At 52.6% G+C, this 24,151-nt stretch carries 34 protein-coding genes; all 34 read left to right on the top strand.

Translation table 11 applies throughout. The features are described 5' to 3' along the window. The first annotated feature begins 324 nt into the window (after positions 1–324). The 34 genes from rpoC to rpsD all read left to right on the top strand — a co-directional run bounded on the left by rpoC (position 325) and on the right by rpsD (position 24,137). Complete coding sequence (gene rpoC / locus E5J99_RS02105) at positions 325–4,674, top strand: DNA-directed RNA polymerase subunit beta' (RefSeq protein WP_135496056.1); 4,350 nt, start codon at positions 325–327, stop codon at positions 4,672–4,674. Positions 4,675–4,953: 279 nt separating this feature from the next. Next, a complete protein-coding gene (locus E5J99_RS02100) occupies positions 4,954–5,292 on the top strand; it encodes a DUF3467 domain-containing protein (protein WP_135496055.1) in 339 nt (112 codons plus the stop codon). Positions 5,293–5,515: 223 nt separating this feature from the next. Further along, positions 5,516–5,944, top strand: coding sequence for a 30S ribosomal protein S12 (gene rpsL / locus E5J99_RS02095; protein WP_135496054.1), 429 nt, complete (start codon positions 5,516–5,518; stop codon positions 5,942–5,944). A gap of 86 nt (positions 5,945–6,030) precedes the next feature. After that, complete coding sequence (gene rpsG / locus E5J99_RS02090; RefSeq protein WP_100337277.1) at positions 6,031–6,498, top strand: 30S ribosomal protein S7; 468 nt, start codon at positions 6,031–6,033, stop codon at positions 6,496–6,498. A gap of 112 nt (positions 6,499–6,610) precedes the next feature. Next, on the top strand, positions 6,611–8,755 hold the full coding sequence (fusA, locus tag E5J99_RS02085) for an elongation factor G (protein ID WP_135496053.1): 2,145 nt from the start codon (positions 6,611–6,613) through the stop codon (positions 8,753–8,755). A gap of 21 nt (positions 8,756–8,776) precedes the next feature. Next, entirely contained in the window at positions 8,777–9,082 is a 306-nt protein-coding gene (gene rpsJ / locus E5J99_RS02080; RefSeq protein WP_022822123.1) for a 30S ribosomal protein S10, read from the top strand. Positions 9,083–9,230: 148 nt separating this feature from the next. Continuing rightward, positions 9,231–10,505: an O-antigen ligase family protein gene (locus tag E5J99_RS02075; RefSeq protein WP_135496052.1), complete on the top strand. Its 1,275-nt coding sequence runs from the start codon at positions 9,231–9,233 to the stop codon at positions 10,503–10,505. Between the two features lie 276 nt (positions 10,506–10,781). Then, complete coding sequence (gene rplC / locus E5J99_RS02070) at positions 10,782–11,402, top strand: 50S ribosomal protein L3 (RefSeq protein ID WP_135496051.1); 621 nt, start codon at positions 10,782–10,784, stop codon at positions 11,400–11,402. A gap of 6 nt (positions 11,403–11,408) precedes the next feature. Further along, positions 11,409–12,047 (top strand): 50S ribosomal protein L4, encoded by a 639-nt coding sequence (gene rplD, locus E5J99_RS02065; RefSeq protein WP_135496050.1) that lies wholly within the window; start codon positions 11,409–11,411, stop codon positions 12,045–12,047. Next, the gene (gene rplW, locus E5J99_RS02060; protein WP_135496049.1) at positions 12,047–12,334 is read left to right on the top strand and encodes a 50S ribosomal protein L23; all 288 of its coding nucleotides are present in this window, start codon (positions 12,047–12,049) and stop codon (positions 12,332–12,334) included. The genes rplD and rplW overlap by 1 nt, the downstream gene beginning before the upstream one ends. A gap of 36 nt (positions 12,335–12,370) precedes the next feature. After that, positions 12,371–13,198 (top strand): 50S ribosomal protein L2, encoded by an 828-nt coding sequence (gene rplB, locus E5J99_RS02055; RefSeq protein WP_135496048.1) that lies wholly within the window; start codon positions 12,371–12,373, stop codon positions 13,196–13,198. Between the two features lie 3 nt (positions 13,199–13,201). Beyond that, complete coding sequence (gene rpsS, locus E5J99_RS02050; protein WP_135496047.1) at positions 13,202–13,480, top strand: 30S ribosomal protein S19; 279 nt, start codon at positions 13,202–13,204, stop codon at positions 13,478–13,480. A gap of 2 nt (positions 13,481–13,482) precedes the next feature. Then, positions 13,483–13,962: a 50S ribosomal protein L22 gene (gene rplV, locus E5J99_RS02045; RefSeq protein ID WP_135496046.1), complete on the top strand. Its 480-nt coding sequence runs from the start codon at positions 13,483–13,485 to the stop codon at positions 13,960–13,962. Between the two features lie 5 nt (positions 13,963–13,967). Beyond that, the gene (gene rpsC / locus E5J99_RS02040; RefSeq protein ID WP_135496045.1) at positions 13,968–14,858 is read left to right on the top strand and encodes a 30S ribosomal protein S3; all 891 of its coding nucleotides are present in this window, start codon (positions 13,968–13,970) and stop codon (positions 14,856–14,858) included. A gap of 39 nt (positions 14,859–14,897) precedes the next feature. Next, a complete protein-coding gene (rplP, locus tag E5J99_RS02035; RefSeq protein WP_135496044.1) occupies positions 14,898–15,323 on the top strand; it encodes a 50S ribosomal protein L16 in 426 nt (141 codons plus the stop codon). A 1-nt stretch (position 15,324) separates the two neighbouring features. After that, on the top strand, positions 15,325–15,537 hold the full coding sequence (gene rpmC, locus E5J99_RS02030) for a 50S ribosomal protein L29 (protein ID WP_135496043.1): 213 nt from the start codon (positions 15,325–15,327) through the stop codon (positions 15,535–15,537). A 2-nt stretch (positions 15,538–15,539) separates the two neighbouring features. Continuing rightward, positions 15,540–15,830, top strand: a complete 291-nt coding sequence (rpsQ, locus tag E5J99_RS02025; RefSeq protein WP_135496042.1) for a 30S ribosomal protein S17 — start codon at positions 15,540–15,542, stop codon at positions 15,828–15,830. A 1-nt stretch (position 15,831) separates the two neighbouring features. Beyond that, positions 15,832–16,200 (top strand): 50S ribosomal protein L14, encoded by a 369-nt coding sequence (gene rplN, locus E5J99_RS02020; RefSeq protein WP_073107059.1) that lies wholly within the window; start codon positions 15,832–15,834, stop codon positions 16,198–16,200. Positions 16,201–16,203: 3 nt separating this feature from the next. Continuing rightward, positions 16,204–16,467, top strand: a complete 264-nt coding sequence (gene rplX / locus E5J99_RS02015) for a 50S ribosomal protein L24 (RefSeq protein ID WP_135496041.1) — start codon at positions 16,204–16,206, stop codon at positions 16,465–16,467. Positions 16,468–16,479: 12 nt separating this feature from the next. Then, positions 16,480–17,040 (top strand): 50S ribosomal protein L5, encoded by a 561-nt coding sequence (rplE, locus tag E5J99_RS02010; RefSeq protein ID WP_135496040.1) that lies wholly within the window; start codon positions 16,480–16,482, stop codon positions 17,038–17,040. Continuing rightward, positions 17,033–17,302 (top strand): 30S ribosomal protein S14, encoded by a 270-nt coding sequence (rpsN, locus tag E5J99_RS02005; RefSeq protein WP_135496039.1) that lies wholly within the window; start codon positions 17,033–17,035, stop codon positions 17,300–17,302. The genes rplE and rpsN overlap by 8 nt, the downstream gene beginning before the upstream one ends. A gap of 183 nt (positions 17,303–17,485) precedes the next feature. Then, a complete protein-coding gene (gene rpsH / locus E5J99_RS02000; protein ID WP_135496038.1) occupies positions 17,486–17,884 on the top strand; it encodes a 30S ribosomal protein S8 in 399 nt (132 codons plus the stop codon). An 18-nt stretch (positions 17,885–17,902) separates the two neighbouring features. Then, on the top strand, positions 17,903–18,457 hold the full coding sequence (gene rplF, locus E5J99_RS01995; protein ID WP_135496037.1) for a 50S ribosomal protein L6: 555 nt from the start codon (positions 17,903–17,905) through the stop codon (positions 18,455–18,457). A gap of 9 nt (positions 18,458–18,466) precedes the next feature. Next, positions 18,467–18,817 carry a 50S ribosomal protein L18 gene (gene rplR / locus E5J99_RS01990; RefSeq protein ID WP_044515439.1) on the top strand — a complete coding sequence of 117 codons (351 nt, stop codon included), beginning with the start codon at positions 18,467–18,469 and terminating at the stop codon, positions 18,815–18,817. A gap of 6 nt (positions 18,818–18,823) precedes the next feature. Then, a complete protein-coding gene (gene rpsE, locus E5J99_RS01985; protein WP_135496036.1) occupies positions 18,824–19,420 on the top strand; it encodes a 30S ribosomal protein S5 in 597 nt (198 codons plus the stop codon). Between the two features lie 6 nt (positions 19,421–19,426). Then, positions 19,427–19,606 carry a 50S ribosomal protein L30 gene (gene rpmD / locus E5J99_RS01980; protein WP_135496035.1) on the top strand — a complete coding sequence of 60 codons (180 nt, stop codon included), beginning with the start codon at positions 19,427–19,429 and terminating at the stop codon, positions 19,604–19,606. 13 nt (positions 19,607–19,619) lie between these two features. Next, positions 19,620–20,066, top strand: coding sequence for a 50S ribosomal protein L15 (gene rplO / locus E5J99_RS01975; RefSeq protein WP_135496034.1), 447 nt, complete (start codon positions 19,620–19,622; stop codon positions 20,064–20,066). Between the two features lie 13 nt (positions 20,067–20,079). Next, positions 20,080–21,402, top strand: a complete 1,323-nt coding sequence (gene secY, locus E5J99_RS01970; protein ID WP_135496033.1) for a preprotein translocase subunit SecY — start codon at positions 20,080–20,082, stop codon at positions 21,400–21,402. Between the two features lie 7 nt (positions 21,403–21,409). Continuing rightward, positions 21,410–22,180 (top strand): type I methionyl aminopeptidase, encoded by a 771-nt coding sequence (gene map / locus E5J99_RS01965; RefSeq protein WP_135496032.1) that lies wholly within the window; start codon positions 21,410–21,412, stop codon positions 22,178–22,180. 4 nt (positions 22,181–22,184) lie between these two features. Continuing rightward, positions 22,185–22,403 (top strand): translation initiation factor IF-1, encoded by a 219-nt coding sequence (gene infA / locus E5J99_RS01960; RefSeq protein WP_086592757.1) that lies wholly within the window; start codon positions 22,185–22,187, stop codon positions 22,401–22,403. Between the two features lie 9 nt (positions 22,404–22,412). Then, positions 22,413–22,529, top strand: coding sequence for a 50S ribosomal protein L36 (rpmJ, locus tag E5J99_RS01955; RefSeq protein WP_046246595.1), 117 nt, complete (start codon positions 22,413–22,415; stop codon positions 22,527–22,529). A gap of 25 nt (positions 22,530–22,554) precedes the next feature. Next, a complete protein-coding gene (rpsM, locus tag E5J99_RS01950; RefSeq protein WP_135496031.1) occupies positions 22,555–22,932 on the top strand; it encodes a 30S ribosomal protein S13 in 378 nt (125 codons plus the stop codon). Between the two features lie 76 nt (positions 22,933–23,008). Next, positions 23,009–23,401 (top strand): 30S ribosomal protein S11, encoded by a 393-nt coding sequence (rpsK, locus tag E5J99_RS01945; protein WP_100337301.1) that lies wholly within the window; start codon positions 23,009–23,011, stop codon positions 23,399–23,401. Positions 23,402–23,531: 130 nt separating this feature from the next. Further along, positions 23,532–24,137 (top strand): 30S ribosomal protein S4, encoded by a 606-nt coding sequence (gene rpsD, locus E5J99_RS01940; RefSeq protein ID WP_135496030.1) that lies wholly within the window; start codon positions 23,532–23,534, stop codon positions 24,135–24,137. Positions 24,138–24,151 lie beyond the last annotated feature (14 nt).

Here is a 24,151-nt window from a genome sequence, read left to right as displayed (position 1 = left end):
GCGTTTCGATGTTGGCAGTTACTTTTTCTGGCTTTCCAGAACCCGCGAGTAGGTGTTCCGGCAGTAAGGTTGCTCAGGGGTCGTTTCGAGATATGGTCAGAACGACGCTCAACGCTGAGTAGCCCGGCCGGCAAAACCGACTTGCGGGTTTTATGCCGATACATTTTACGATTAAGACCTGCTGAAATCTACTGCGCAGCATACCTATCTGTTCCGCAGAGCACTTTTGCCGGAGTCGAACTGTTCTATTTCTTGCGCCTCTCTGACGAGTAGGGAAGAAACAGGCAGCTAAAAGCCAACAGCTAACAGCTTAACAACAATCGAATGGCTTTCGCAAAGAATAAAAAACTGGTGCAGGACTTCTCGAAAGTCACTATTTCACTGGCCTCGCCCGAATCCATCCTGGAGCGGTCGAACGGCGAAGTAGTGAAGCCTGAGACGATCAACTACCGGACGTACAAGCCCGAAATGGGCGGCTTGTTCTGTGAGCGGATTTTCGGTCCCGTGAAGGACTGGGAATGCCACTGCGGCAAATACAAGCGCATTCGCTACAAAGGCATCATCTGCGACCGTTGCGGCGTGGAGGTGACCGAGAAGAAAGTACGCCGCGAGCGGATGGGCCACATCGAACTGGTGGTGCCCGTTGCGCATATCTGGTACTTCAAGTCGCTGCCCAATAAAATCGGCTACTTGCTGGGCATGCCCACCAAGAAGCTTGATCAGATTATCTATTACGAGCGGTACGTAGTTGTGCAACCCGGCACGCTAGCCGAAGAAGGCGTGCAGCAGCTCGACTTCCTTACCGAAGACGAGTACCTCGACATCATCGATAAGCTCCCCCGGGAGAACCAGATGCTGCCGAACGAAGACCCCAACAAATTCATTGCCCGCATGGGTGCTGATGCGTTGCAGCTTCTCTTGGAGCGTACCAACCTCGACGAACTTTCGTATAGCCTCCGCGACTCGGCGGCCCACGAAACGTCGCAGCAGCGGAAGGCGGAAGCCCTGAAGCGTCTGCGCGTCGTAGAGGCTTTCCGTGACGCCGCCACCCGCGTGGAGAACAAGCCGGAGTGGATGGTAATCCGTATGGTGCCCGTTATTCCGCCGGAGCTGCGTCCGTTGGTTCCGTTGGATGGTGGTCGTTTCGCTACTTCCGACCTGAACGACCTGTACCGCCGCGTTATCATCCGTAACAACCGCCTCAAGCGCCTGATCGAAATCAAGGCTCCGGAAGTGATTTTGCGGAACGAGAAGCGTATGCTGCAGGAGGCTGTCGACTCCTTGTTCGACAACTCGCGTAAGGTGAATGCCGTGCGTGCCGAAGGCAACCGTGCCCTGAAGTCGCTGTCCGACATGCTGAAAGGCAAGCAGGGCCGCTTTCGTCAGAACCTGCTCGGTAAGCGCGTCGACTATTCCGGTCGTTCGGTTATCGTCGTTGGTCCGGAGCTGAAGCTGCACGAGTGCGGTCTGCCCAAGAACATGGCGGCCGAGCTGTTCAAGCCCTTCATCATCCGCAAGCTCATTGAGCGCGGTATCGTGAAGACGGTGAAATCGGCCAAGAAAATCGTGGACCGGAAAGACGCCGTCGTTTGGGACATCCTGGAAAATGTGCTGAAAGGCCACCCGGTGCTCCTGAACCGGGCTCCAACTCTTCACCGTTTGGGTATCCAGGCGTTCCAGCCCCGTCTGATCGAGGGGAAGGCTATTCAGCTGCACCCACTGGTTTGTACGGCCTTCAACGCTGACTTTGACGGTGACCAGATGGCTGTGCACGTGCCCCTCGGGCCGGCTGCTATCCTGGAAGCCTCCATGCTCATGCTGGCTTCGCACAACATCCTGAACCCAGCCAACGGCGCACCGATTGCGGTACCGTCGCAGGACATGGTTCTGGGCCTGTACTACGTCACGAAAGGCAAGCGCACTACCGACGAAGAGAAAATCGACGGGGAAGGCATGATGTTCTACTCCGATGAGGAAGTAGTCATTGCCATCAACGAAGGCATTCTCTCGAAGCACGCATACATCAAGGTGCGCACCCAGATTCGCGACGAGGAAGACAACTTGGTGACCAAGATTGTCGAGACCGTAGCGGGCCGTGTGCTGTTCAACCAGCTGGTGCCAACGGAAGTAGGCTTCGTGGACGAGCTGCTGACCAAGAAAAAGCTGCAGCAGATTATTTCGATGGTGTTCAAGCGGACGGGCATGGCCCGCACCGCACAGTTCCTCGACGACATCAAGACGCTGGGCTTCCAGTCGGCTTACAAAGGTGGTCTGTCGATGGGTCTGGGCGACATCCAGATTCCGAAGGAGAAAGATGCCCTGATTCTGCAAGCGCAGAACGACGTGAAGGCCGTGACTCAGAACTACCAGATGGGTCTGATCACCGACAACGAGCGTTACAACCAGGTTATCGACATCTGGACGCGTATCAACAACCAAATCACTGAAACCCTCATGGGTCGCCTCGAAAAGGAGAACCAGGGCTTCAACTCGATTTACATGATGATGCACTCCGGTGCTCGTGGCTCGCGTGAGCAGATTCGTCAGCTCGGCGGTATGCGGGGTCTGATGGCGAAGCCACAGAAGTCGCTGCAGGGTTCGGTAGGCGAGATTATCGAAAACCCGATTCTGTCCAACTTCAAAGAAGGACTGGACGTAATCGAGTACTTCATCTCGACCCACGGTGCCCGGAAGGGTCTGGCCGATACGGCTTTGAAAACGGCTGACGCCGGCTACCTGACGCGTCGTCTGGTGGACGTATCACAGGACGTTATCGTGAACGAAAACGACTGCGGTACCCTGCGTGGCATCGAGACCTTCGCCCTGAAGGATAATGAAGATGTAGTAGAGCCGCTGTCCGAGCGTATCCTGGGCCGCGTTGCTGTCCACGATATCATCGATCCGCTAACGGATGAAGTAATTCTGACGGCTGGCGACGAAATCACCGAGGAAGTAACCCGTCGCGTGGACGCTACCAGCATCGAATCGGTAGAAATCCGCTCTGTGTTGACCTGTGAGTCGAAGCGTGGTATCTGCGCCCGGTGCTACGGTCGTAACCTGTCGTCGGGCCGTATGGTCCAGCGCGGAGAGGCCGTTGGTGTAATTGCTGCTCAGTCGATTGGTGAGCCTGGTACCCAGCTTACGCTGCGTACGTTCCACGTAGGTGGTACGGCTTCCAACATTGCGGTAGAAGCCAGCCTGAAAGCGAAGTTTGCTGGGGTAGTTGAGTTCGAAGATATTCGCACCGTGGATTCCCTGAACGCCGAAGGCGAGAAGGTCCGCGTAGTGATGGGTCGCTCGGGCGAGATACGGATTGTAGAGAAGGGTACCGGCAAGGTATTCATCTCGAACCACGTGCCGTATGGCTCTTTCCTGTTGGTCGAAGAAGGTCAGGAGGTAGAGAAAGGTCACGAGCTCAACAACTGGGACCCATACAACGCCGTTATTTTGGCTGAGTTTGATGGCACCATTCAGTACGATGCCATTACGGAAGGTGTTACCTACCGTGAGGAGTCGGACGAGCAGACGGGTCACCGTGAGAAAGTGATTATTGAATCGCGCGACAAGGCTCAGAACCCCTCCATCATTGTGAAGGCCGGGAAGAAAGACGCCGAAGAAGGTTCGAAAGGCTATAGCATCCCGGTAGGCTCGCACATCAGCGTTGAAAACGGGGAGAAAATCAAAGCCGGTCACATTCTGGCTAAGATTCCCCGGGCCGTGGGCAAAACCCGCGACATCACTGGTGGTCTGCCCCGCGTTACGGAGCTTTTCGAAGCCCGGAACCCCTCGAACCCAGCTGTTGTGTCGGAAATTGATGGTGTGGTAACATATGGCACGGTGAAGCGTGGTAACCGTGAAATCTTCGTCGAGTCGAAAGACGGCGTCAAGAAGAAGTACATGGTGCCGCTGTCGAAGCACATCTTGGTGCAGGACAACGACTTCATCCGGGCCGGTATGCCGCTTTCCGACGGTGCCATCACGCCATCTGACATCCTGAGCATTCAGGGGCCGGGTGCCGTGCAGGAGTACCTCGTGAACGAGATTCAGGAAGTATACCGCTTGCAGGGTGTGAAAATCAACGACAAGCACATCGAGGTGGTCGTTCGCCAGATGATGCAGAAGGTGGTTATCCTCGATGCCGGCGACACTACTTTCCTGGAGCATCAGGTAATCGACAAGATTATCTTCATGGAGGAAAACGATACCATCATCGATATGAAGGTGGTAACAAACTCCGGCGACTCGTCGAATATGAAGCCCGGCCAGATCGTGAGTGCCCGTCGTCTGCGCGACGAGAACTCCTCGCTCCGTCGTCGTGACCTAGCCTTGGTAGAGGTGCGTGAGGCTCAACCTTCCGTATCGCGGCCGACGCTGCAGGGTATCACTCAGGCTTCGCTGGGTACTCAGTCGTTCATCTCGGCCGCTTCCTTCCAGGAAACGACCAAGGTGCTGTCGGAAGCTGCCATCCGTGGCAAAGCCGACGAACTGTTGGGCCTGAAGGAAAACGTAATCGTAGGTCACCTCATCCCAGCCGGTACCGGTCTGCGCGAGTACACGCGTCAGATTGTCGGTTCGACAGATGAGCCCGAGGTTACGGCTCCCGTGAAGTCGGATACTCCCGAGCCTAAAGTGCGTGCTTCACGCGCCACTAAGCGGGAAGTATCGGCTGAGTAAGCTGTAGTAAAGCAAGAAAAGCCGACTGGAGCAATCCGGTCGGCTTTTTCTTTGCCCATATGAAGCGGATAGTAAAAACTGTTTTTTCCTTGCACCAGCCAGCACCCTAAGCTTTCTGAGGTACGGCTTTATTGTTACTACTTTCGTTGTAAGCCTCAACGTGTGTAGAAGGGGCGTAGCAGAACGGCTGGGGTATTATCCTCACAACTCGTATGGGCCCAATTCCTTGCACGGGTAGAATAAATACTTAATCGCTGGAAACAACCGAATCAATTCAAAATGGATCAATCAACCCAACCCGACCACAACGCACCTCAAGACCCGAACGCCATCAACATCGAACTGTCGGAAGCAATTGCTGAGGGCGAATATGCCAACCTGGCCATGATAGCGCACAGCAGCAGCGAGTTTGTCATCGACTTCATTCGCCTGATGCCCGGCTTGCCCAAAGCCAAAGTGAAAGCCCGCATCATAGTTACTCCTGAACATGCTAAGCGCCTGTTGTCAGCTCTGGCAGACAATATCGAGCGGTTCGAACAAACCTTCGGAGCCATCAAGCAACAGCCTGATATGCCCAGTTATCCAATGGGGTTTGGTGGAACGATGGGAGAGGCCTAATCTCAGCTCCAGGTAACCCCGGCGTTATCTCAGACAGCAGCCCTGCGGCCAAGTTGGCAGGGCTGCTGTCTGATTGGACAAGGCGGCCAGCAGACACTACTCACCGCTTTCCTTCTTATCTAAAACAAACTACTTCAACCTGTTTGCTATTCTAGCCTGACTTCTATACCTTTGCAAGCCTAATTTTTTGGGAGAGAACCCTCCTTGACAAACCATTCCGTAGATGCCTACCATTAACCAATTAGTACGAAAAGGCCGCGAGAAGCTGACGACGAAGTCGAAGTCGCCGGCTCTTGACTCGTGCCCGCAGCGCCGTGGCGTTTGCACCCGTGTGTACACCACCACGCCCAAAAAGCCGAACTCGGCTATGCGTAAAGTGGCCCGTGTGCGCCTCACCAACGGTAAGGAAGTTAACGCCTACATCCCAGGTGAAGGCCACAACCTGCAGGAGCACAGCATCGTGCTGATCCGTGGTGGGCGTGTGAAAGACCTTCCCGGCGTGCGTTACCACATCATCCGTGGTGCCCTCGACACCGCTGGTGTGGGTGGCCGTACCCAGCGTCGTTCGAAGTATGGCGCCAAGCGTCCGAAGCCAGGTCAGCCTGTTGCAACGGGCAAAGGCGGCAAACCAGCTCCCGGCAAGAAAAAGTAATTGAATACGAGTGAGGTAGCGCGTAGTGCCGGATAGCACATGGTTCTTATCCCACTTCCCGCTGCTTTACACTCATTTCTAAATTCATGAGAAAGTCAAAACCAAAGAAGCGCATCCTGCTTCCCGATCCGAAGTACAAGGAAACGCTGGTAACTCGTTTCGTCAACTACATGATGTATGATGGAAAGAAAAACCTGGCCTACACCATTTTCTACGATGCCTGCGAGCTTGTTGAGCAGCGCACCAAGGAAAACGGCCTGGAAATGTGGCGCAAGGCGCTGAACAACGTAATGCCAACTGTCGAAGTAAAGAGCCGCCGCGTAGGTGGTGCTACTTTCCAGGTGCCAATCGAAGTTCGCCCCGACCGTCGTATCTCGGTAGGTGCTAAGTGGATGATTCAGTATGCTCGTCGTCGTGGTGAAAAAACCATGAAGGACAAGCTGGCTGGCGAAATCATTGCTGCTGCGAAAGGGGAAGGTGCTTCCGTGAAAAAGAAGGACGACACCCACCGCATGGCTGAAGCCAACAAGGCCTTCTCGCACTTCCGCTTCTAACAATCGTTATTAGGTATTTGAGGTCTTAAGGACTTGGATTTTTTTGGCGGATTATTCTGTTGACGAACCCGAGACCTTAAGGCCTTACCTATCTAAGACATCAATAAAAGCAATGGCTGTTAATAAAGACCTGCAATACCTCCGGAACATCGGGATTATGGCGCACATCGACGCCGGTAAGACCACGACGTCGGAGCGCATTCTCTACTACACCGGTAAGACCCACAAAATCGGGGAAGTGCACGAAGGTGCCGCCACGATGGACTGGATGGAGCAGGAGCAGGAGCGTGGTATCACCATCACTTCGGCTGCTACCACCACGTTCTGGAACTACCCGACGGACGCCAACGGCGAGCCTACCCCGGAGACCAAGCAGTATAAAATCAACCTGATTGATACCCCCGGCCACGTTGACTTCACGGTAGAAGTTGAACGCTCGCTGCGTGTACTCGATGGTGCCGTTGCCCTGTTCTGCGCCGTTTCGGGCGTTGAGCCGCAGTCGGAAACCGTATGGCGTCAGGCTGACAAGTACAAGGTGCCCCGCATCTGCTTCGTCAACAAGATGGACCGTGCCGGTGCTGACTTCTTCAAGGCGGTTAGCGAAATCAAAGACAAGCTAGGCGCTAATCCCGTGCCGCTGCAAATTCCAATCGGTGCCGAAGATACCTTTAAGGGTGTTGTCGACTTGCTGACTGGTAAGGCTATCGTATGGGATGATGCTACCCAGGGCAAGGCCTACCACGAAATCCCGGTTCCCGAGGATCTGGTGGAAACCGTAGCCGAGTGGCGTCAGAAACTGGTAGAAAGCGTTGCCGAATACGACGACCGTCTGCTGGAGAAATTTTTTGACGATCCGGACAGCATTACCCGCGAAGAAATGATGGTTGTTATCCGCCAAGCGGTTATCGACATGAAGTTCTCGCCCGTAATGTGCGGCTCGGCCTTCAAAAACAAAGGTGTGCAGTCTATGCTGGATGGCGTAATGGCTTACCTGCCGTCGCCGCTCGACATGCCGGCCATCGTTGGTACCGACCCGGACACGGGTGCTGAAGTGATTCGTCACCCCGACAACAGCGAGCCGTTCACCGCCCTGGCGTTCAAGATTGCTACCGACCCCTTCGTTGGTCGTCTGTGCTTCTTCCGCTGCTACAGCGGCGTGCTCGATGCCGGCTCGTACGTGCACAACAACCGCACGAACAAGAAGGAGCGTATTTCGCGCCTGATGCAGATGCACTCCAACAAGCAGAACCCGATTGACAAGATCCAGGCGGGTGATATTGCGGCGGGTGTAGGCTTCAAGGACATCAAAACCGGTGACACGCTGACCGACGAGAAGTCGCGCGTGGTACTGGAGTCGATGAGCTTCCCGGAGCCCGTTATCGGTTACGCCATCGAGCCTAAAACTCAGGCGGACATGGATAAGATGGGTATGGCCATTGCCAAACTCGTGGAAGAAGATCCTACCCTGGTAGTACAGACGGACCCTGAGACGGGCCAGACAGTACTGAAAGGCATGGGTGAGCTTCACCTTGAAATTATCATCGACCGTATGCGTCGGGAGTTCAAGGTTGAAATCAACCAGGGTGCCCCGATGGTAGCCTACAAGGAGATTCTGACCAAGAAGGTGGAGCACCGCGAAACCTATAAGAAGCAGACCGGTGGTCGTGGTAAATTCGGTGATATCCAGTTCGAACTGGGCCCGAAAGAAACCGATCCGGAAAAGCCAGGTCTGGAGTTCGTAAATGGTATCACCGGTGGTGTTATCCCGCGCGAATTCATTGCCCCGGTTCAGAAAGGCTTCGAAGAGGCGATGAAGAACGGTCCACTGGCTGGCTTCCCAATCGAAGGCATGCGCGTGCGCCTGTTTTACGGTTCGTACCACGACGTTGACTCGGACGCCCTGTCGTTCGAACTTGCCGCCCGTGGTGGTTTCCGCGAAGCTGGTCGCTTGGCTGGTCCGAAACTGCTCGAGCCTATCATGGGCGTAGAAGTAGTTTCGCCCGACGAGTACACGGGTTCCGTAACCGGTGACCTTAACCGTCGTCGCGGTATCATGAAAGGTTTGGATACCAAAGGTGGTCTGAACGTTATCAAGGCTGACGTTCCGCTGTCGGAGTTGTTCGGCTATGTAACGACGCTGCGTACGATTTCGTCAGGTCGGGCTTCGGCTTCGCTCACGTTCTCGCACTACGACCAGGTACCACAAAACCTTGCCGAAGGCATCATTGCCAAGCAGAAGGGTAACTCCATTCGCTAATCCGCTTTCACTCAACATCACATGAACCAGAAAATTCGCATTAAACTCAAATCCTACGACCACAACCTAGTGGACAAATCGTCGGAGAAGATTGTGAAGGCGGTGAAGGCTACGGGCGCTATCGTAAGCGGGCCGATTCCCTTGCCGACCGACAAAGAAAAATTCACCGTTCTTCGTTCGCCCCACGTGAACAAGAAGTCGCGTGAGCAGTTCCAGCTCTGCACCTACAAGCGCCTCGTGGATATCTACTCGACTTCGTCGAAGACGGTAGACGCCCTGATGAAGCTTGAGCTGCCTAGCGGCGTTGACGTTGAAATCAAAGTCTGAGGACCGGTTTCATTAAATAATTAGAATAAACACCCCATCGGTTTCAGAGCCGGTGGGGTGTTTTCTTATATATACTACTCAACTTGCAACACCAATTCCGCACTATTAGGTGCGCTAATGGACAAGCTTACTTTCTGATGTATTTATAATGAAGTCACTGCTCACAGTTCCTCGGCTCACCGGTGCCGCCGCCATTTTCTGCTCATTCATCATCATCGGTTTGTTCGTTGCCAATTTTTTTCGAATTCTGCCCAGCATTGGTATCATTGGAGTGACCCTAACTGCCTTCTGTTACGCGACGTTGCATAGGTCCGAGCAGCCCATGCGTAATGATTGGCGTATGTATGCGGCGTTGGTGGGCGTCTTTGTCCTTCATGCGGCTGGGGGCTTCATAACGGAGCAGTCCAACATGAAGGAATATATCCGTGACGTGGTTCTACAATCTCCTTTCCTACTGTTACCGTTGGCTTTTTGGCTGCTGCCAGCACTACCCTCGCGGTATCTGAAATTGCTCTGGATACTCTTTATCAGCTGCGTTGTAGTATCGGCTCTACTGAGTACTAGTAACTACTTGCTGCATGCAACAGAAATCAATGACATGTATCTGCGGTCCAAGATTATGCCGACGGAGCCTGACCACATCCGGTTCAGCCTGATGGTAACGCTGGCTACGGCAGCCGCTTTGGCTCTATTGGCCTTCGACAACCTCGACAAGCAGATTCGGTCGTTATTGCTGGTAGCCGTAGTACTACTGGCCCTGTTTCAGCACTTGCTTGCTGTCAGAAGTGGGCTGGTTACATTCTATGCGGTAGGTATATTAATAATTGGTTGGTTGGTTGTCCGTGCCCGTCAGTACCAGCGTGCGGCTATAGTAGGTGCCACGCTTGTGCTACTGCTAGTAGTAAGCTATATGAGCTTTCCTACGTTCCGGAACAAGTTTGTCAACACCCAAGCCGACTTGGGTGAAGTAAAAAATGTCGATGCTGCCAACAATTACTCCTTAGTTGCTAGGGTCTATTCCTATAAGGTCGCAGCAAAGGTTATTAAAGCCAATCCACTGGTTGGCGTAAGCAAGGCTGATATGACACAGGAGTTGGCCGTGCACTATCGTACCGATTACCCCAGTATCCGCGAGGAGTCCTACATCATGCCTCACAATCAATTTATCTATCTGGCAGTCGCCTTCGGGCTAGTGGGAGTTTTGTTATTTACGTTGAGCTTCTATTATCCCCTGTTGTGGGCTTGGCCCCGCTTTGCGCCATTACTCATAGTCCAGTATACCATTGTCTCTCTCTCGTTTTTAGTTGAATATACTTTAGAAACTCAGGTGGGTCTAACATACTCTCTATTCTTTATTCTATTAGCCCTGAACGGGATTACGTCAGGGCAGCAACAAGTAGGGAAGGGGTGGCGACCTGCCTGAACAGTAACCGCCTTATTGTTTATTCGCTCTGTCAAGCTCCTTTCACTAGATGGGCACGTAGTCTGCGCTCTTCAAAAGTGCCAGTTAGTGTTAGCAAGTGTAAACGAGGCTGATCAGACCTTGATAATATGTCTTTCACAGAGCCAACTACGTGATTCTGAAAATATTTCGGAACGGGGTTGCAATATGACGTAACTATTTCCTAGCTTTGCACTCCCATTACGAAAACGCTATTTGGGCGTTTTCTCATTGCGTCTTTTCATAAAATCTAACAGAATGCCTGGCATCATCGGTAAAAAAATCGGTATGACAAGCCTCTTCACTCCGGACGGGAAAAACATTCCCTGCACGCTCATCGAGGCGGGTCCGTGCATAGTGACGCAGGTTAAAACAGTCGCGAATGACGGTTACACCGCCATTCAAATCGGCTACGGCGAGAAAAAAGCGAAGAACACGACCAAAGCACTTGCTGGTCACTTCGCTAAAGCCGGTACCACCCCCAAGAAAAAGCTGGTTGAGTTCCGCCTCACGGAGGAGTCAACATATGCAGCAGGTTCTACCATCGACGCTACTCTCTTCGAGGAAGGTGAGTTCGTGGACGTAGTAGGCACCTCAAAAGGTAAAGGTTTCCAGGGCGTAGTAAAACGCTACAACTTTGCCGGTGTAGGCGGGCAGACCCACGGTCAGCACAATCGTCTGCGTCACCCTGGTTCTATCGGTGCTTGCTCCTGGCCTTCGCGCGTATTCAAAGGAATGCGCATGGGTGGTCGCATGGGCAACGACCGGGTAAAAGTGCAGAACCTGAAGGTGATGCGCGTAGTAGCTGACAAGAATCTGATTCTGGTGAGCGGCTCTATTCCCGGTGCCAAGAACTCTTACGTGGTCCTGGAAAAATAACGCAAGATGGAACTGTCAGTATATAACATCAAGGGTGAAGACACCGGCCGCAAGGTCACGCTGTCTGACACCATCTTCGGCCTCGAGCCGAACGAGCACGTGATGTACCTCGACGTGAAGCAGTACCTGGCCAATCAGCGCCAGGGTACGCACAAGTCGAAGCAGCGCAACGAGGTGCATGGCACCACGAAGAAGCTCAAGAAGCAAAAAGGTACGGGCGGTGCCCGCGCCGGCAGCATGAAGTCGCCGGTATTCATTGGTGGTGGCCGTGTATTCGGCCCCGAGCCACGTGACTACGGCTTCAAGCTGAACAAAAAGACCAAGCGCCTAGCTCGTTTGTCCGCTCTGTCGGTCCTGGCTCAGGATGGCAAAATTGCTCTGGTGGAGAATATCACCTTGAGCGCTCCCAAAACGAAAGATTTCCTCTCGATTTTGTCGGGTCTGAAGCTGAATAACGGCAAGAAAACCTTGCTCGTGACCGGCGACGTTGACAAGAACGTGGTACTATCGGCCCGTAATATTCAGAAAGTGAAAGTATCGACGCCTGTGGCGCTGAACACCCACGATCTGCTGAACACGGATACCTTGCTGCTGTCGGAAGACGGGTTGAAATCTCTGGAACAACTCTATACTACCGCTGAGTAATGAGCACGCTGAAGAAACCCATCGTGACCGAGAAGGCCACGGCCCTGACCGAAAAAGGCCAGTACTCTTTCCAAGTAGAGCGTACGGCTAACAAGGTTCAGATCAAGAAGGAAATCGAGCAGCTGTATGGTGTTACGGTAACGGGCATTAGCACGATCCGCACCAACGGCAAGCTGAAGTCGAAATTCACCAAGGGCGGATCCGTTAGCGGCCGTCGTCCTCACGGGAAGAAGGCTATTGTAACCGTAAAGGAAGGCGACGTAATCGACTTCTATAACGGTATCTAAGTAGGGTAACCTACGCAACGCGCATTTTAAAGTAAAATGGCACTCAAAAAACTAAGACCAACATCACCGGGTCAGCGCTTCCGCATCGCCCCGGCCTTCGACGAGATTACGACGTCGACGCCGGAGAAGTCGCTGTTGGCACCCATGGAAAAATCCGGTGGCCGCAACAACGCGGGTAAAATGACTAACCGCTACGTAGGCGGTGGTCACAAGCAGAAGTATCGCATCATCGACTTCAAGCGTGATAAAGCTGGTGTTCCAGCCACGGTGAAGACGATTGAGTACGATCCAAACCGCACGGCTCGTATTGCCTTGCTGAACTACGCCGACGGCGAAAAGCGATATATCATTGCGCCCGCTGGTCTGGAAGTAGGTACAGTAATCGTATCGGGCCCGGGCATTGCTCCTGAAGTAGGCAATGCATTGGTTCTGCGTGAAATCCCGCTTGGTACCATCGTGCACAACATCGAGCTCATGCCCGGTGGAGGTGCTTCTATCGCTCGCTCGGCTGGCACTTATGCCCAGCTGGTAGCTCGTGAAGAGAAATACGCAACTCTGAAACTGCCTTCCGGCGAAATGCGCATGGTACTCGTGACCTGCATGGCTACGGTAGGTACTGTTTCGAATGGCGACCACATGAACGTGCGTCTTGGCAAAGCCGGTCGTAATCGTTGGTTAGGCCGTCGCCCACGGGTGCGTGGTGTTGCTATGAACCCAGTCGATCACCCAATGGGTGGTGGCGAAGGCAAGTCGTCGGGTGGTCACCCACGCAGCCGTAACGGTATCTTCGCTAAAGGTCAGAAGACCCGGAACAAGAATAAGTACTCCGAACAGCTCATCGTCAACCGTAAAGGCAAGAAATAATCAATGGCACGTTCACTAAAAAAAGGGCCGTACATTGACTTTCGGCTCGAGAAGAAAGTAGTGGCGATGGAAGGTTCCGGCAAAAAGTCGGTTATCAAAACCTGGTCGCGCCGCTCCATGATATCTCCGGATTTCGTGACGCACACTTTCGCGGTTCACAACGGTAATAAGTTCATCCCGGTTTTTGTCACAGAAAACATGGTAGGTCACAAGCTCGGTGAGTTTGCCCCAACCCGTAACTTCCGTGGTCATATTGCCAAGAAAGATAAAGGTAAGCGCTAAGAATGGAAGCTACTGCTAAACTCCGTAATGTGCCTACCTCGCCTCGCAAGATGCGTTTGGTAGCCAATCTGGTTCGTGGTCAGAAAGTGACTCGGGCCTTGGGCTTGCTGAAATTCGAAGCTAACTCCGGCGCTGAGCGTGTCGAGAAACTGCTCCTGTCGGCTTTGGCCAACTGGCAGCAGAAGAACGAGGACGAGCGCATCGAAGACGCTAACCTTTACATCAAAGAGATTTTCGTTGATGAAGGCCGTCAGTTAAAGCGTCTGCGTCCCGCCCCTCAGGGTCGTGGTCACCGCATCCGCAAGCGCAGCAACCACGTCACTCTTACGATCGACACGAAAGTAGAGCCATTGGGTAGCAAAGCTGCTGTACAGCAAGCCGCTGAAACCAAGCCTGCTGAAGCCAACGCTGATGCTACGGTGAAAACCACGCGTCGTAGCTCTTCGAAGAAAACCTCAACTCAGGCTGAAGCCACCGCATAAGTACTATGGGACAGAAAGTAAATCCGGTTGGCTTCCGTTTGGGCGTCATCAAAGGGTGGGACTCGAACTGGTACGGCGGCAAGGACTTTGCCGACAAGCTGGTTGAGGACGAAAAGATCCGCAAATATATCATGGCTCGTATCCCGAAAGGTGGCATTAGCCGCATCGTGATTGAGCGTACTCTGAAGCGTATCACCATTACTATCAACACGGCTCGCCCTGGTGTAGTAATCGGCAAAGGCGGTGCAGAGGTTGATAAGATCAAAGACGAATTGAAGCAAATCACTAACAAGGATGTGCAAATCAATATCTTTGAGATCAAGCGTCCGGAACTCGACGCGAAACTGGTAGGCGAGAGCATTGCTCAGCAGCTCCAGGCTCGTATCTCCTTCCGTCGCGCCATGAAGATGTCTATTCAGGCTGCTATGCGTGTTGGTGCCGAAGGCATCAAGATCCAGTGTGGTGGCCGTTTAGGTGGCGCTGAAATTGCCCGTTCCGAGCAGTACAAAGAAGGTCGTACTCCGCTGCACACGTTGCGTGCTGATATCGACTACGCTTTGTCGGAAGCTCAGACAGTTTATGGTAAGATTGGCATCAAAGTGTGGATCATGCGTGGGGAGGTGTTCGGCAAGCCGGACTTGTCGCCAAACCAGCAGCCTGCTAACCAAGGCAACGATACACGAGGTGGTGGTAATGATCGTGGCCCACGCGGTGACCGTGGTGACCGGGGTGGTGACCGTGGTCCACGTCGTGACCGTAATGACCGTGGCGGTGACAACCGTGGTGGTCAGGGCGGAGGCGGCCAGGCTGGCGGTGCACCGCGCCGCAGCGGTGGTGCCCCAGGTGGTGCCAACCGTGGTGGCCAAGGTGGCGCAGCTGGCGGCCCACGTCGCTAAGCCTTTTCTTTTTTCTGAAATTTCAATTTTCAATATCTCATGTTACAACCGAAACGGACCAAGTATCGCAAGATGCAAAAGGGTCGCGTGACAGGCTTGGCCTTCCGCGGCAGCTCCATAGACTTCGGTTCCTTCGCTATCAAATCGTTGGAAGTGGCTTGGATTACGGCTCGCCAAATTGAGGCTGCTCGTATCGCCATGACCCGCGCCATGAAACGGGAAGGTCAAGTATGGATCCGTATTTTCCCTGACAAGCCTATCACCAAAAAGCCCGCTGAAGTTCGTATGGGTAAGGGTAAGGGTTCCCCAGAATATTGGGTAGCCTGCGTGAAGCCCGGAACTATCATGTTCGAATCGGACGGCGTGCCGCTGGAAGTGGCCCAGGAATCCCTGCGTTTAGCTGCGCAGAAACTGCCAGTGAAAACTAAGTTTGTTGTTCGTCGCGACTACGAAGAGAACAAGTAAGATGAAGAACGCAGAAATTCAAGCCCTTTCGCTAGAAGCGCTGAAGGAGCAAATTAAGACTGAACAAGCCGGTGGACAGGCGATGCGTTTTGCGCATGCCATTTCTCCCTTGGAAAACCCAGTTCGCCTGAAGCATAGCCGCCGTACTGTAGCTCGTCTGAAGACTGAGTTAACCCGTCGCGAAAACGAGCAGGCAAACCAAACTGCTAATTAACGATGGCAACCAACGAAGAACAGCAGGCTACCACCGCCGCCGAGCGGAACCTGCGCAAAGAAATCATCGGGCGCGTCGCTTCTTCCAAAATGGATAAGTCCATTACGGTTGTTGTCGAGAGCAAAATGAAACACCCGATCTACGGTAAGTTCGTTACCAAGTCGACCAAGTTCATGGCCCACGACGAAAATAACGAGTGCGGCGAAGGTGATACGGTTCGCATTATGTCGACCCGGCCCCTGAGCAAAGGCAAGCGCTGGAGATTGGTAGAAATTGTAGAACGCGCCAAGTAAGATGATACAGCAAGAATCCCGTCTGACCGTCGCTGATAACAGCGGCGCCAAAGAAGTTCTCTGCATTCGTGTCCTCGGTGGCACGGGCAAGAAATACGCCAGCGTAGGCGATAAGATCGTTGTTTCGATCAAGTCGGCTATTCCCTCCGGCAATGCTAAGAAAGGCACTGTTTCGAAGGCTGTGGTAGTTCGTACGAAAAAGGAAGTACGTCGTAAAGACGGTTCATACATCCGCTTCGACGACAACGCCGCCGTGCTGCTCAACAACAACGACGAGCCCCGTGGCACCCGGATTTTCGGCCCCGTAGCGCGTGAGTTGCGTGAGCGTCAGTTCATGAAAATCGTTTCACTAGCTCCTGAAGTTCTCTAGCATATGGCAACGAAGACGAAAGCTCAGCCCGTGAAACTGCACGTAAAAACCGGTGATACCGTTTTGGTAATCGCTGGTGATGAGCGTGGCAAGACCGGCGTTATTAAGTCGGTAAACCGTTCAACGCAGCGCGTTATCGTGGAAGGCCTGAACTTGGTAACTAAGCACAACAAACCCAGTGCTAAAAACCCGCAAGGGGGTATCACCAAGATCGAAGCCGGCATCCACGTGAGTAACGTGAAGGCAGTTGATTCGAAAAACGCCTAACCCGGTACGACAATGGCTCGACTGAAAGATATATACCAAAAAGAAGTAGTACCCGCGCTCCAGGAGAAATTCCAGTTCAAGAGCATTATGCAGGTACCGCGCATCACCAAGATCTGCATCAACCGCGGTATTGGTGCGGCAGTAGCCGACAAGAAGCTGGTTGATAATGGTGTGGACGAGTTAACGACCATTACTGGTCAGAAAGCTGTTCCAACCATCGCCAAGCGTTCGGTTTCGAACTTCAAACTCCGTGAAGGAATGCCCATCGGTGCCCGCGTAACCTTGCGCGGTGAGCAGATGTACGAATTCATGGATCGTTTGCTAACAGTTGCGCTACCTCGTGTACGTGACTTCAAAGGCATCAACGATAAAGGCTTTGACGGCCGCGGTAATTACACCCTCGGTATTAAGGAGCAGATCATTTTCCCCGAAATCTCGATTGATAAGATCAAGTCGATTTCGGGTATGGACATCACCTTCGTAACGACGGCCGAAAACGACGAGCAGAGCTATGAGCTCCTCAAAGCTTTCGGAATGCCGTTCGCTAACGCCAAGAAACAGAACAATGGCTAAGGAATCCGTCAAAGCAAGAGAGAGAAAGCGCATCGCCACGGTAGAGCGTTATGCTGAAAAGCGTAAAGCCTTGAAAGCTGCTGGTGACTACGAAGGCTTGGATAAGTTGCCCCGCAACGCCTCGCCCGTACGCGTCCACAATCGGGATAGAATCAACGGTCGTCCTCGTGGTTACATGCGTAAATTCGGCATCAGCCGCGTTACGTTCCGCGAAATGGCTTTAGCTGGTAAGATCCCCGGCGTAACGAAGTCAAGCTGGTAATACAGCTTTTGCCTTACTAATACCAAGGCGCATTTTTGGCAGGTTGCCGAAAGAAACCATTGGCCGAGCCTCAATAAGTCGAGCCAAGTAGTCTTAACCGAAAATTTCGTCGCCACTTTTTAATGGCGGCGAAATTTTCATATCTTTGCGGCTCCCTAAAAATGGGCTGCTCTCATATACACAATGAATACAGATCCAATTGCCGATTTCCTGACCCGGGTGCGCAATGCCATCAAGGCAAACCACCGGGTAGTCGAAATTCCGGCCAGCAACATCAAAAAGGAAATCACGAAAGTGCTTTACCACAAGGGTTACATTCAGAGCTACCGCTTCGATGACTCTTCGGTTCAAGGTACCATCAAGATTGCCTTGAAGTACAATCCAGCCACGAAGATGCCAGCTATTACTAAGCTGGAGCGTGTGAGTTCCCCCGGTCTGCGTAAGTATGCCGACGTGGAGAACATGCCCCGCGTACTGAGCGGCTTGGGTATTGCTATCCTCTCTACTTCGAAAGGGGTGATGACGGAGAAAGAGGCGAAAGCCCAGAACGTGGGTGGTGAAGTATTGTGCCACGTTTACTAATCGAGGAGAAACGAGACTATGTCACGCATTGGTAAACTGCCGATCAGCCTGCCTTCGGGCGTTCAGGTTGAAGTAAGCAACGAAAACACCGTCACCGTGAAGGGCCCTAAGGGTACCCTGACTACCCCGGTTGACCGCGACATCACCGTATCGCAATCTGATGGCCAGTTGGTTGTTGAGCGTCCTACTGAGCAGAAGCGCCATAAGGCCATGCACGGTTTGTATCGCTCACTGATCAATAATATGGTCAATGGTGTTAGCAACGGTTTTGAGCTAAAGCTGGAGTTGGTAGGTGTGGGTTACAAAGCAACAATGGCCGGTACTACGCTGGAATTGTCGCTAGGGTACTCACACAATATCTTCCTGGCCTTACCCAAAGAAGTCACGGCTACGGCCCTGACGGAAAAGGGTAAAAACCCCATCGTTACACTGAACAGCATTGATAATCAGTTGCTGGGTCAGGTAGCTGCTAAGATTCGCTCCTTGCGCAAAGTTGAGCCCTACAAAGGCAAAGGCGTGCGTTTCGTGGGTGAGCAAATTCGTCGTAAGGCTGGTAAAACAGCTTCGAAATAATCTCGCATCATGGCTTTCGATAAAGCAACTAGAAGAAAACGGATCCAGCGCATCATCCGCACTAAGGTGGCTGGCACGTCCGAGCGTCCACGTTTGTCAGTGTTCCGCAGCAATACGGGTATTTATGCCCAGATTATTGACGACACTACCGGCAACACGCTGGCGTCTGCTTCCTCGAAGCACGTATCGGTGGAAGGGGGCAACGGAGTCGCCCTCGCTGCCGCAGTCGGCAAAGAACTTGCTGCCCGTGCTACAGGAAAAGGAATTTCGAAAGTGGTATTTGACCGTTCGGGTTACCTCTACCACGGCCGCGTAAAATCATTGGCAGAAGGAGCCCGCGAAGGCGGCCTCAATTTCTAAATCATCATGGCAGAATTCAATAATAACCCCCGTGGTGGTGGCAATGACCGTGGCGGCAATGACCGCCGTGGTGGTGGCAATGACCGTGGCGGCAACCGCGACCAAGCTTCCCGTGCCGGCGAGTCTGATCTTAAAGAGAAGGTAGTAGCCATCAACCGTGTTGCCAAAGTAGTAAAAGGCGGTCGTCGCTTCAGCTTCTCGGCTATTGTAGTAGTAGGTGATGGTAACGGTACTGTTGGTTTCGGCCTCGGCAAAGCCAACGAAGTTACTGACGCTATTGCTAAAGGTATCGACGATGCTAAAAAGAACCTGGTGAAAGTGCCGCTGTATAAGCATACTGTTCCCCATGTAATGGAAGGCAAATATTCCGGTGGCTTTGTATTGGTACAGCCAGCAGCAGCTGGTACTGGTGTAATTGCTGGTGGTGCTATGCGCGCTGTATTTGAAAGCGCTGGTATCAAAGATGTCTTGGCTAAGTCGAAAGGTTCTTCGAACCCCCACAACGTAGTGAAGGCAACGTTCGATGCACTTCTGAAGATGCGCGACCCGATGCAGATTGCTCAGCAACGTGGCATTACTCTTTCCCAAGTTTTCAACGGCTAAGCAGAGATGGCGCAGATCCAAATCAAACTCGTAAAAAGCGTTATTGACCGCCCTGAGCGTCAGAAACGTACCGTGAAGGCGCTTGGCCTCGGGAAAATTGGCAGCACGAAGGCAGTAGAAAATACGCCCGAAGTTGCTGGTATGGTAGCTGCAGTGCAGCACCTGTTGGAAGTAACTGAACTCTAGGATTTACCTCGATATGAATCTCAGCAATCTCATGCCCGCCGAAGGCTCAACGCGCAATAATAAGCGCTTGGGTCGTGGTACGGGTTCCGGCCGCGGCGGCACTTCGACGCGTGGTCACAAAGGACAAAAGTCTCGTTCGGGCTACTCCAAAAAATCAGGCTTCGAAGGTGGCCAGATGCCTCTGCAGCGTCGCGTTCCTAAGTTCGGTTTCAAGAACATTAACCGCGTTGAGTACAAAGGCATTAATTTGGATGCCCTGACTAGCCTGAACGAAAAAAGCACTACTTCTACGATGGATGTAGCTTACTTCGTAACTGCTGGTTTGGTGTCGAAGAACGCCAAAATCAAAATTCTTGGCCGTGGCGAAATCACCACTGCTCTGGAAGTTCATGCTCACGCATTCTCGAAATCAGCTATTGAAGCTATTGAGAAGGCTGGCGGCAAAGCTGTGACGCTGTAAAGTATTATCGGCGATGAAAAAGTTTATCGAAACGATAAAGAACATTTTTGCGATTGAAGATCTGCGTACGCGGATCTTCAATACGCTTTTTTTCATTGCCATCTATCGGCTGGGCTCTTACGTTGTGCTACCCGGTGTCGATCCGACACGGTTGAAGCAAGGTGGTGCTGAAGGACTGTTCGGTATTCTGGATACGCTCCTCGGCGGTGCTTTTAGTCAAGCATCCATCTTCGCTTTGGGTATCATGCCCTACATCTCTGCTTCCATCGTATTGCAGCTGCTAACTATCGCAGTGCCGTATTTCCAGAAGCTGCAGAAGGAAGGCGAGTCGGGTCGTAAAAAGATAAACCAATACACCCGGATTCTTACGATTCCGATTGTGCTGGCTCAGTCAGTTGGCTTCATTGCCACGATCAATCAGGAAGCTATCATAGCACCAGGGCCCCTGTTTACTTTCTCAACTATGCTCATCATTACGGCTGGAACGCTGTTTTGCATGTGGTTAGGGGAGAAAATAACAGACAAAGGAATCGGCAACGGTATTTCCATGATTATCATGATCGGGATTGTATCGCGCTTTCCGGGGGCTATCATTGGTGAGGCTGCCGCAAAAGGTATGCGTGGCTCACTCATCTTCCTGATAGAGCTGGTAGTGCTGTTCTTGGTAGTAATGGCGGTAATTGTTCTCACGCAGGCAGTACGTCGCATTCCAGTTCAGTATGCTAAGCAGGTTGGTGGTACCACTCAATTGAACGCTCAACGTCAATTTATCCCTTTGAAGGTGAATGCTGCTGGCGTTATGCCTATCATCTTCGCCCAGTCATTGATGTTCGTGCCTGCTATTGTTGCGTCAGTTTGGCAAAACGATAGTGATGCTGCGAACTACATTGGTCAGAAGTTTTCTGATTACACCTCGTGGCAGTACAACTTGGTTTTCGCTACGTTGATTATCGTTTTCACCTACTTCTACACTGCAATCAGCGTTAATCCCAATCAGATTGCGGATGACCTGAAGCGCAGTGGAGGGTTTGTGCCCGGTGTAAAACCCGGCCGCGATACTTCGGAGCACATTGACGAGATTCTGACTCATATCACGTTGCCTGGTGCGATTGTGCTGGCGCTCATAGCCATCTTCCCGGCTCTGGCTTTGTTGGCTGGTGTTACGCGTCCATTTTCGGCTTTTTACGGTGGCACTTCGCTCATCATCATGGTAGGTGTGGTACTGGATACGTTGAACCAAGTAGAAAGCTACCTGTTGATGCGTCATTACGATGGTATGATGAAGACTGGCAAACTGCGTGGACGCTCCGCTCAGAATGTCGCTTTGGCATCCTAGTTCGGTCATGATCATTTACAAGACCGAAGAAGAAATAGAACTCATCCGGGCTAGTGCGAAAGTACTAGCTCAAGCCCACGGAGAAGTGGCAGGCATGATTAAGGAAGGAGTTTCCACACGCGCACTCGATCAGCGCGCCGAGGAATTCATCCGTGACCATGGCGGTCAGCCTTCTTTCAAGGGGTATAATGGTTTTGAATACAGTCTCTGCATTTCGCCTAATTCAGTCGTAGTGCATGGTTTTCCGAGTGACTACCAGCTGAAAAGCGGTGATATTATCTCGGTAGACTGCGGAGTCTTGTTGGGCGGCTACCATGCTGATAGTGCTTATACTTACCCAGTAGGGGAGGTGGCACCGGAAGTTCTCAAACTACTAGAGGAAACCAAAAAGTCGCTGTATCTGGGCATTGAACAGGCAGTGGCCGGCAACCGGATGGGTGATCTGAGCTATGCCATCCAAAACCATGTTGAGAAACAGGGTTACGGAGTGGTAAGAGAATTGGTCGGCCACGGTATTGGTCAGAAGCTTCATGAGCGGCCAGAGGTTCCAAACTACGGTAAGCGTGGGGCGGGACTGAAGCTGCAAACGGGTTTAGTTCTGGCCATCGAGCCGATGGTGAATCTGGGAACGAAAAGCGTGATTCAGGAAAAGGATGGCTGGACTATCCGAACCAAAGATCTTAAGCCTTCGGCTCATTTTGAGCACACAGTAGTAGTACGAAAAGACAAAGCGGAGATCCTCACTTCCTTTGAATACATAGAAAAAGCCTTACAGTAGCCTTATGGCCAAACAATCCTCCATTGAACAGGACGGAGTCATTCTAGAAGCCCTTTCGAACGCCATGTTCCGCGTGGAATTAGAAAACGGTCACCAGCTCGTTGCTCACATTTCGGGCAAAATGCGAATGCACTACATCAAAATCCTGCCGGGCGATAAGGTGAAGCTGGAAATGTCCCCTTACGACTTGTCGAAGGGTCGAATTGTTTACCGTTACAAATAACCCGACGACATGAAAGTCAAAACCTCGGTCAAAAAACGCAGCGTTGACTGTAAGCTGGTTCGCCGCAACGGCAAACTGTACGTCATCAACAAAAAGAACCCACGCTTCAAGCAGCGTCAGGGTTAGTAGCACCAGACTTTTACAAAAGCACATGGCTCGTATTGCAGGGGTAGATATCCCGGACAACAAACGCGGTGAAATCGCGCTGACCTACATTTTCGGCATCGGCCGTCCCTCCGCTCAACGCATCTTGACCAAGGCCGGTATCGACCTGAGCAAGAAGGTGAAGGATTGGACGGAAGCAGAAGCCGGCGAAATCCGTAGCATTATTGCCGCGGAAGTGAAGACCGAAGGTGTTCTGCGCTCGGAAGTGCAGCTGAACATCAAGCGCCTGATGGACATCGGTTGCTACCGTGGTCTACGTCACCGTAAGGGTCTGCCGGTTCGTGGTCAGCGCACCAAGAACAATTCGCGGACGCGCAAAGGCAAGCGGAAAACCGTTGCCAACAAGAAAAAAGCTACTAAATAAATTGTAGCGGGAATCGAAGCCGGTTCAGGATTCTGGACCGGCTTCAACACCTTCCGCGGTTTTTTGCGATAACCAAATGGCACAAAAAAGAAAAGACAAAGCCAAAAAGCGCGTTGTCGTTGTCGAGCAGGTAGGCCAGATTCACATCAAGGCCTCGTTCAACAACATCATCATCTCCATCACCAACAACAATGGCCAGGTTATTTCCTGGGCGTCGGCTGGTAAGATGGGATTTAAAGGTTCTAAGAAGAACACGCCCTACGCTGCCCAGATGGCAGCTACGGATTGCGCCAAAGTTGCCCACGATCTGGGCATGCGCAAAGCCGAAGTATTCGTGAAAGGCCCGGGTGCTGGCCGTGAGTCAGCCATCCGTACGCTCCAAAACGTGGGCATTGAGGTAACTACCATCCGCGACGTGACCCCGCTGCCGCACAACGGCTGCCGTCCACCTAAGCGTCGTCGCGTCTGATATACTGAACTCGCGGACTATCTTGTCCGCCCCTGTGTCGGGTTTCCGATCCGGCTTGCCCTGCGGGTAAGCCGCATCCGAGAGGCCCGACACGCGTGGTTCAACCCCTGCAAAACTCAAATACCCCGAAATGGCACGTTATACTGGTCCTAAAACCAAGATTGCCCGTCGCTTCGCAGAGCCAATCTTCGGCCCAAGCAAGGCACTCAACAAAAAGAACTACCCTCCAGGCCAGCACGGTCGTGGCCGCCGCAAGAAGCAGTCGGAATACGCGGTGCAGCTGATGGAGAAGCAGAAAGTGAAGTACATGTACGGTGTACTGGAGAAGCAATTCGAAAACCTGTTCCACAAAGCAGCTGCTCTACCCGGCATCACCGGCGACAACCTGCTGGCGCTGCTTGAGTCGCGGCTGGATAACACGGTATATCGTTTTGGTATCGCTCCAACCCGTCGGGCTGCTCGCCAGCTCGTACTGCACAAGCACATTACGGTCAACGGTGACGTTGTGAACATTGCTTCGTACAAGCTGCGTGCTGGTGACGTAGTAGCTGTTCGCGAGAAATCGAAGTCGCTGGAAGCCATTACCACCAGCCTGAGCGCTCGCAACTCGCGTGCTTTCTCGTGGCTGGAGTGGGACGGCAAGGAATTGGTGGGCAAATTTTTGAACGCCCCTTCGCGTGACCTGATTCCGGAGAAAATCACGGAGCAGCTCATCGTCGAGCTTTACTCGAAGTAATTTGTGGAACCCGG

Source organism: Hymenobacter elongatus (assembly GCF_004745955.1).
Taxonomy (GTDB): domain Bacteria; phylum Bacteroidota; class Bacteroidia; order Cytophagales; family Hymenobacteraceae; genus Hymenobacter; species Hymenobacter elongatus.
This window is presented reverse-complemented; position numbering and strand designations above follow the sequence as displayed.

Bases quoted from the DNA above. Each gene is read 5' to 3' on its own strand.
- rpoC (WP_135496056.1), top strand. From the start codon at position 325: ATGGCTTTCGCAAAGAATAAAAAACTGGTGCAGGACTTCTCGAAAGTC.
- E5J99_RS02100 (WP_135496055.1), top strand. From the start codon at position 4,954: ATGGATCAATCAACCCAACCCGACCACAACGCACCTCAAGACCCGAAC.
- rpsL (WP_135496054.1), top strand. From the start codon at position 5,516: ATGCCTACCATTAACCAATTAGTACGAAAAGGCCGCGAGAAGCTGACG.
- rpsG (WP_100337277.1), top strand. From the start codon at position 6,031: ATGAGAAAGTCAAAACCAAAGAAGCGCATCCTGCTTCCCGATCCGAAG.
- fusA (WP_135496053.1), top strand. From the start codon at position 6,611: ATGGCTGTTAATAAAGACCTGCAATACCTCCGGAACATCGGGATTATG.
- rpsJ (WP_022822123.1), top strand. From the start codon at position 8,777: ATGAACCAGAAAATTCGCATTAAACTCAAATCCTACGACCACAACCTA.
- E5J99_RS02075 (WP_135496052.1), top strand. From the start codon at position 9,231: ATGAAGTCACTGCTCACAGTTCCTCGGCTCACCGGTGCCGCCGCCATT.
- rplC (WP_135496051.1), top strand. From the start codon at position 10,782: ATGCCTGGCATCATCGGTAAAAAAATCGGTATGACAAGCCTCTTCACT.
- rplD (WP_135496050.1), top strand. From the start codon at position 11,409: ATGGAACTGTCAGTATATAACATCAAGGGTGAAGACACCGGCCGCAAG.
- rplW (WP_135496049.1), top strand. From the start codon at position 12,047: ATGAGCACGCTGAAGAAACCCATCGTGACCGAGAAGGCCACGGCCCTG.
- rplB (WP_135496048.1), top strand. From the start codon at position 12,371: ATGGCACTCAAAAAACTAAGACCAACATCACCGGGTCAGCGCTTCCGC.
- rpsS (WP_135496047.1), top strand. From the start codon at position 13,202: ATGGCACGTTCACTAAAAAAAGGGCCGTACATTGACTTTCGGCTCGAG.
- rplV (WP_135496046.1), top strand. From the start codon at position 13,483: ATGGAAGCTACTGCTAAACTCCGTAATGTGCCTACCTCGCCTCGCAAG.
- rpsC (WP_135496045.1), top strand. From the start codon at position 13,968: ATGGGACAGAAAGTAAATCCGGTTGGCTTCCGTTTGGGCGTCATCAAA.
- rplP (WP_135496044.1), top strand. From the start codon at position 14,898: ATGTTACAACCGAAACGGACCAAGTATCGCAAGATGCAAAAGGGTCGC.
- rpmC (WP_135496043.1), top strand. From the start codon at position 15,325: ATGAAGAACGCAGAAATTCAAGCCCTTTCGCTAGAAGCGCTGAAGGAG.
- rpsQ (WP_135496042.1), top strand. From the start codon at position 15,540: ATGGCAACCAACGAAGAACAGCAGGCTACCACCGCCGCCGAGCGGAAC.
- rplN (WP_073107059.1), top strand. From the start codon at position 15,832: ATGATACAGCAAGAATCCCGTCTGACCGTCGCTGATAACAGCGGCGCC.
- rplX (WP_135496041.1), top strand. From the start codon at position 16,204: ATGGCAACGAAGACGAAAGCTCAGCCCGTGAAACTGCACGTAAAAACC.
- rplE (WP_135496040.1), top strand. From the start codon at position 16,480: ATGGCTCGACTGAAAGATATATACCAAAAAGAAGTAGTACCCGCGCTC.
- rpsN (WP_135496039.1), top strand. From the start codon at position 17,033: ATGGCTAAGGAATCCGTCAAAGCAAGAGAGAGAAAGCGCATCGCCACG.
- rpsH (WP_135496038.1), top strand. From the start codon at position 17,486: ATGAATACAGATCCAATTGCCGATTTCCTGACCCGGGTGCGCAATGCC.
- rplF (WP_135496037.1), top strand. From the start codon at position 17,903: ATGTCACGCATTGGTAAACTGCCGATCAGCCTGCCTTCGGGCGTTCAG.
- rplR (WP_044515439.1), top strand. From the start codon at position 18,467: ATGGCTTTCGATAAAGCAACTAGAAGAAAACGGATCCAGCGCATCATC.
- rpsE (WP_135496036.1), top strand. From the start codon at position 18,824: ATGGCAGAATTCAATAATAACCCCCGTGGTGGTGGCAATGACCGTGGC.
- rpmD (WP_135496035.1), top strand. From the start codon at position 19,427: ATGGCGCAGATCCAAATCAAACTCGTAAAAAGCGTTATTGACCGCCCT.
- rplO (WP_135496034.1), top strand. From the start codon at position 19,620: ATGAATCTCAGCAATCTCATGCCCGCCGAAGGCTCAACGCGCAATAAT.
- secY (WP_135496033.1), top strand. From the start codon at position 20,080: ATGAAAAAGTTTATCGAAACGATAAAGAACATTTTTGCGATTGAAGAT.
- map (WP_135496032.1), top strand. From the start codon at position 21,410: ATGATCATTTACAAGACCGAAGAAGAAATAGAACTCATCCGGGCTAGT.
- infA (WP_086592757.1), top strand. From the start codon at position 22,185: ATGGCCAAACAATCCTCCATTGAACAGGACGGAGTCATTCTAGAAGCC.
- rpmJ (WP_046246595.1), top strand. From the start codon at position 22,413: ATGAAAGTCAAAACCTCGGTCAAAAAACGCAGCGTTGACTGTAAGCTG.
- rpsM (WP_135496031.1), top strand. From the start codon at position 22,555: ATGGCTCGTATTGCAGGGGTAGATATCCCGGACAACAAACGCGGTGAA.
- rpsK (WP_100337301.1), top strand. From the start codon at position 23,009: ATGGCACAAAAAAGAAAAGACAAAGCCAAAAAGCGCGTTGTCGTTGTC.
- rpsD (WP_135496030.1), top strand. From the start codon at position 23,532: ATGGCACGTTATACTGGTCCTAAAACCAAGATTGCCCGTCGCTTCGCA.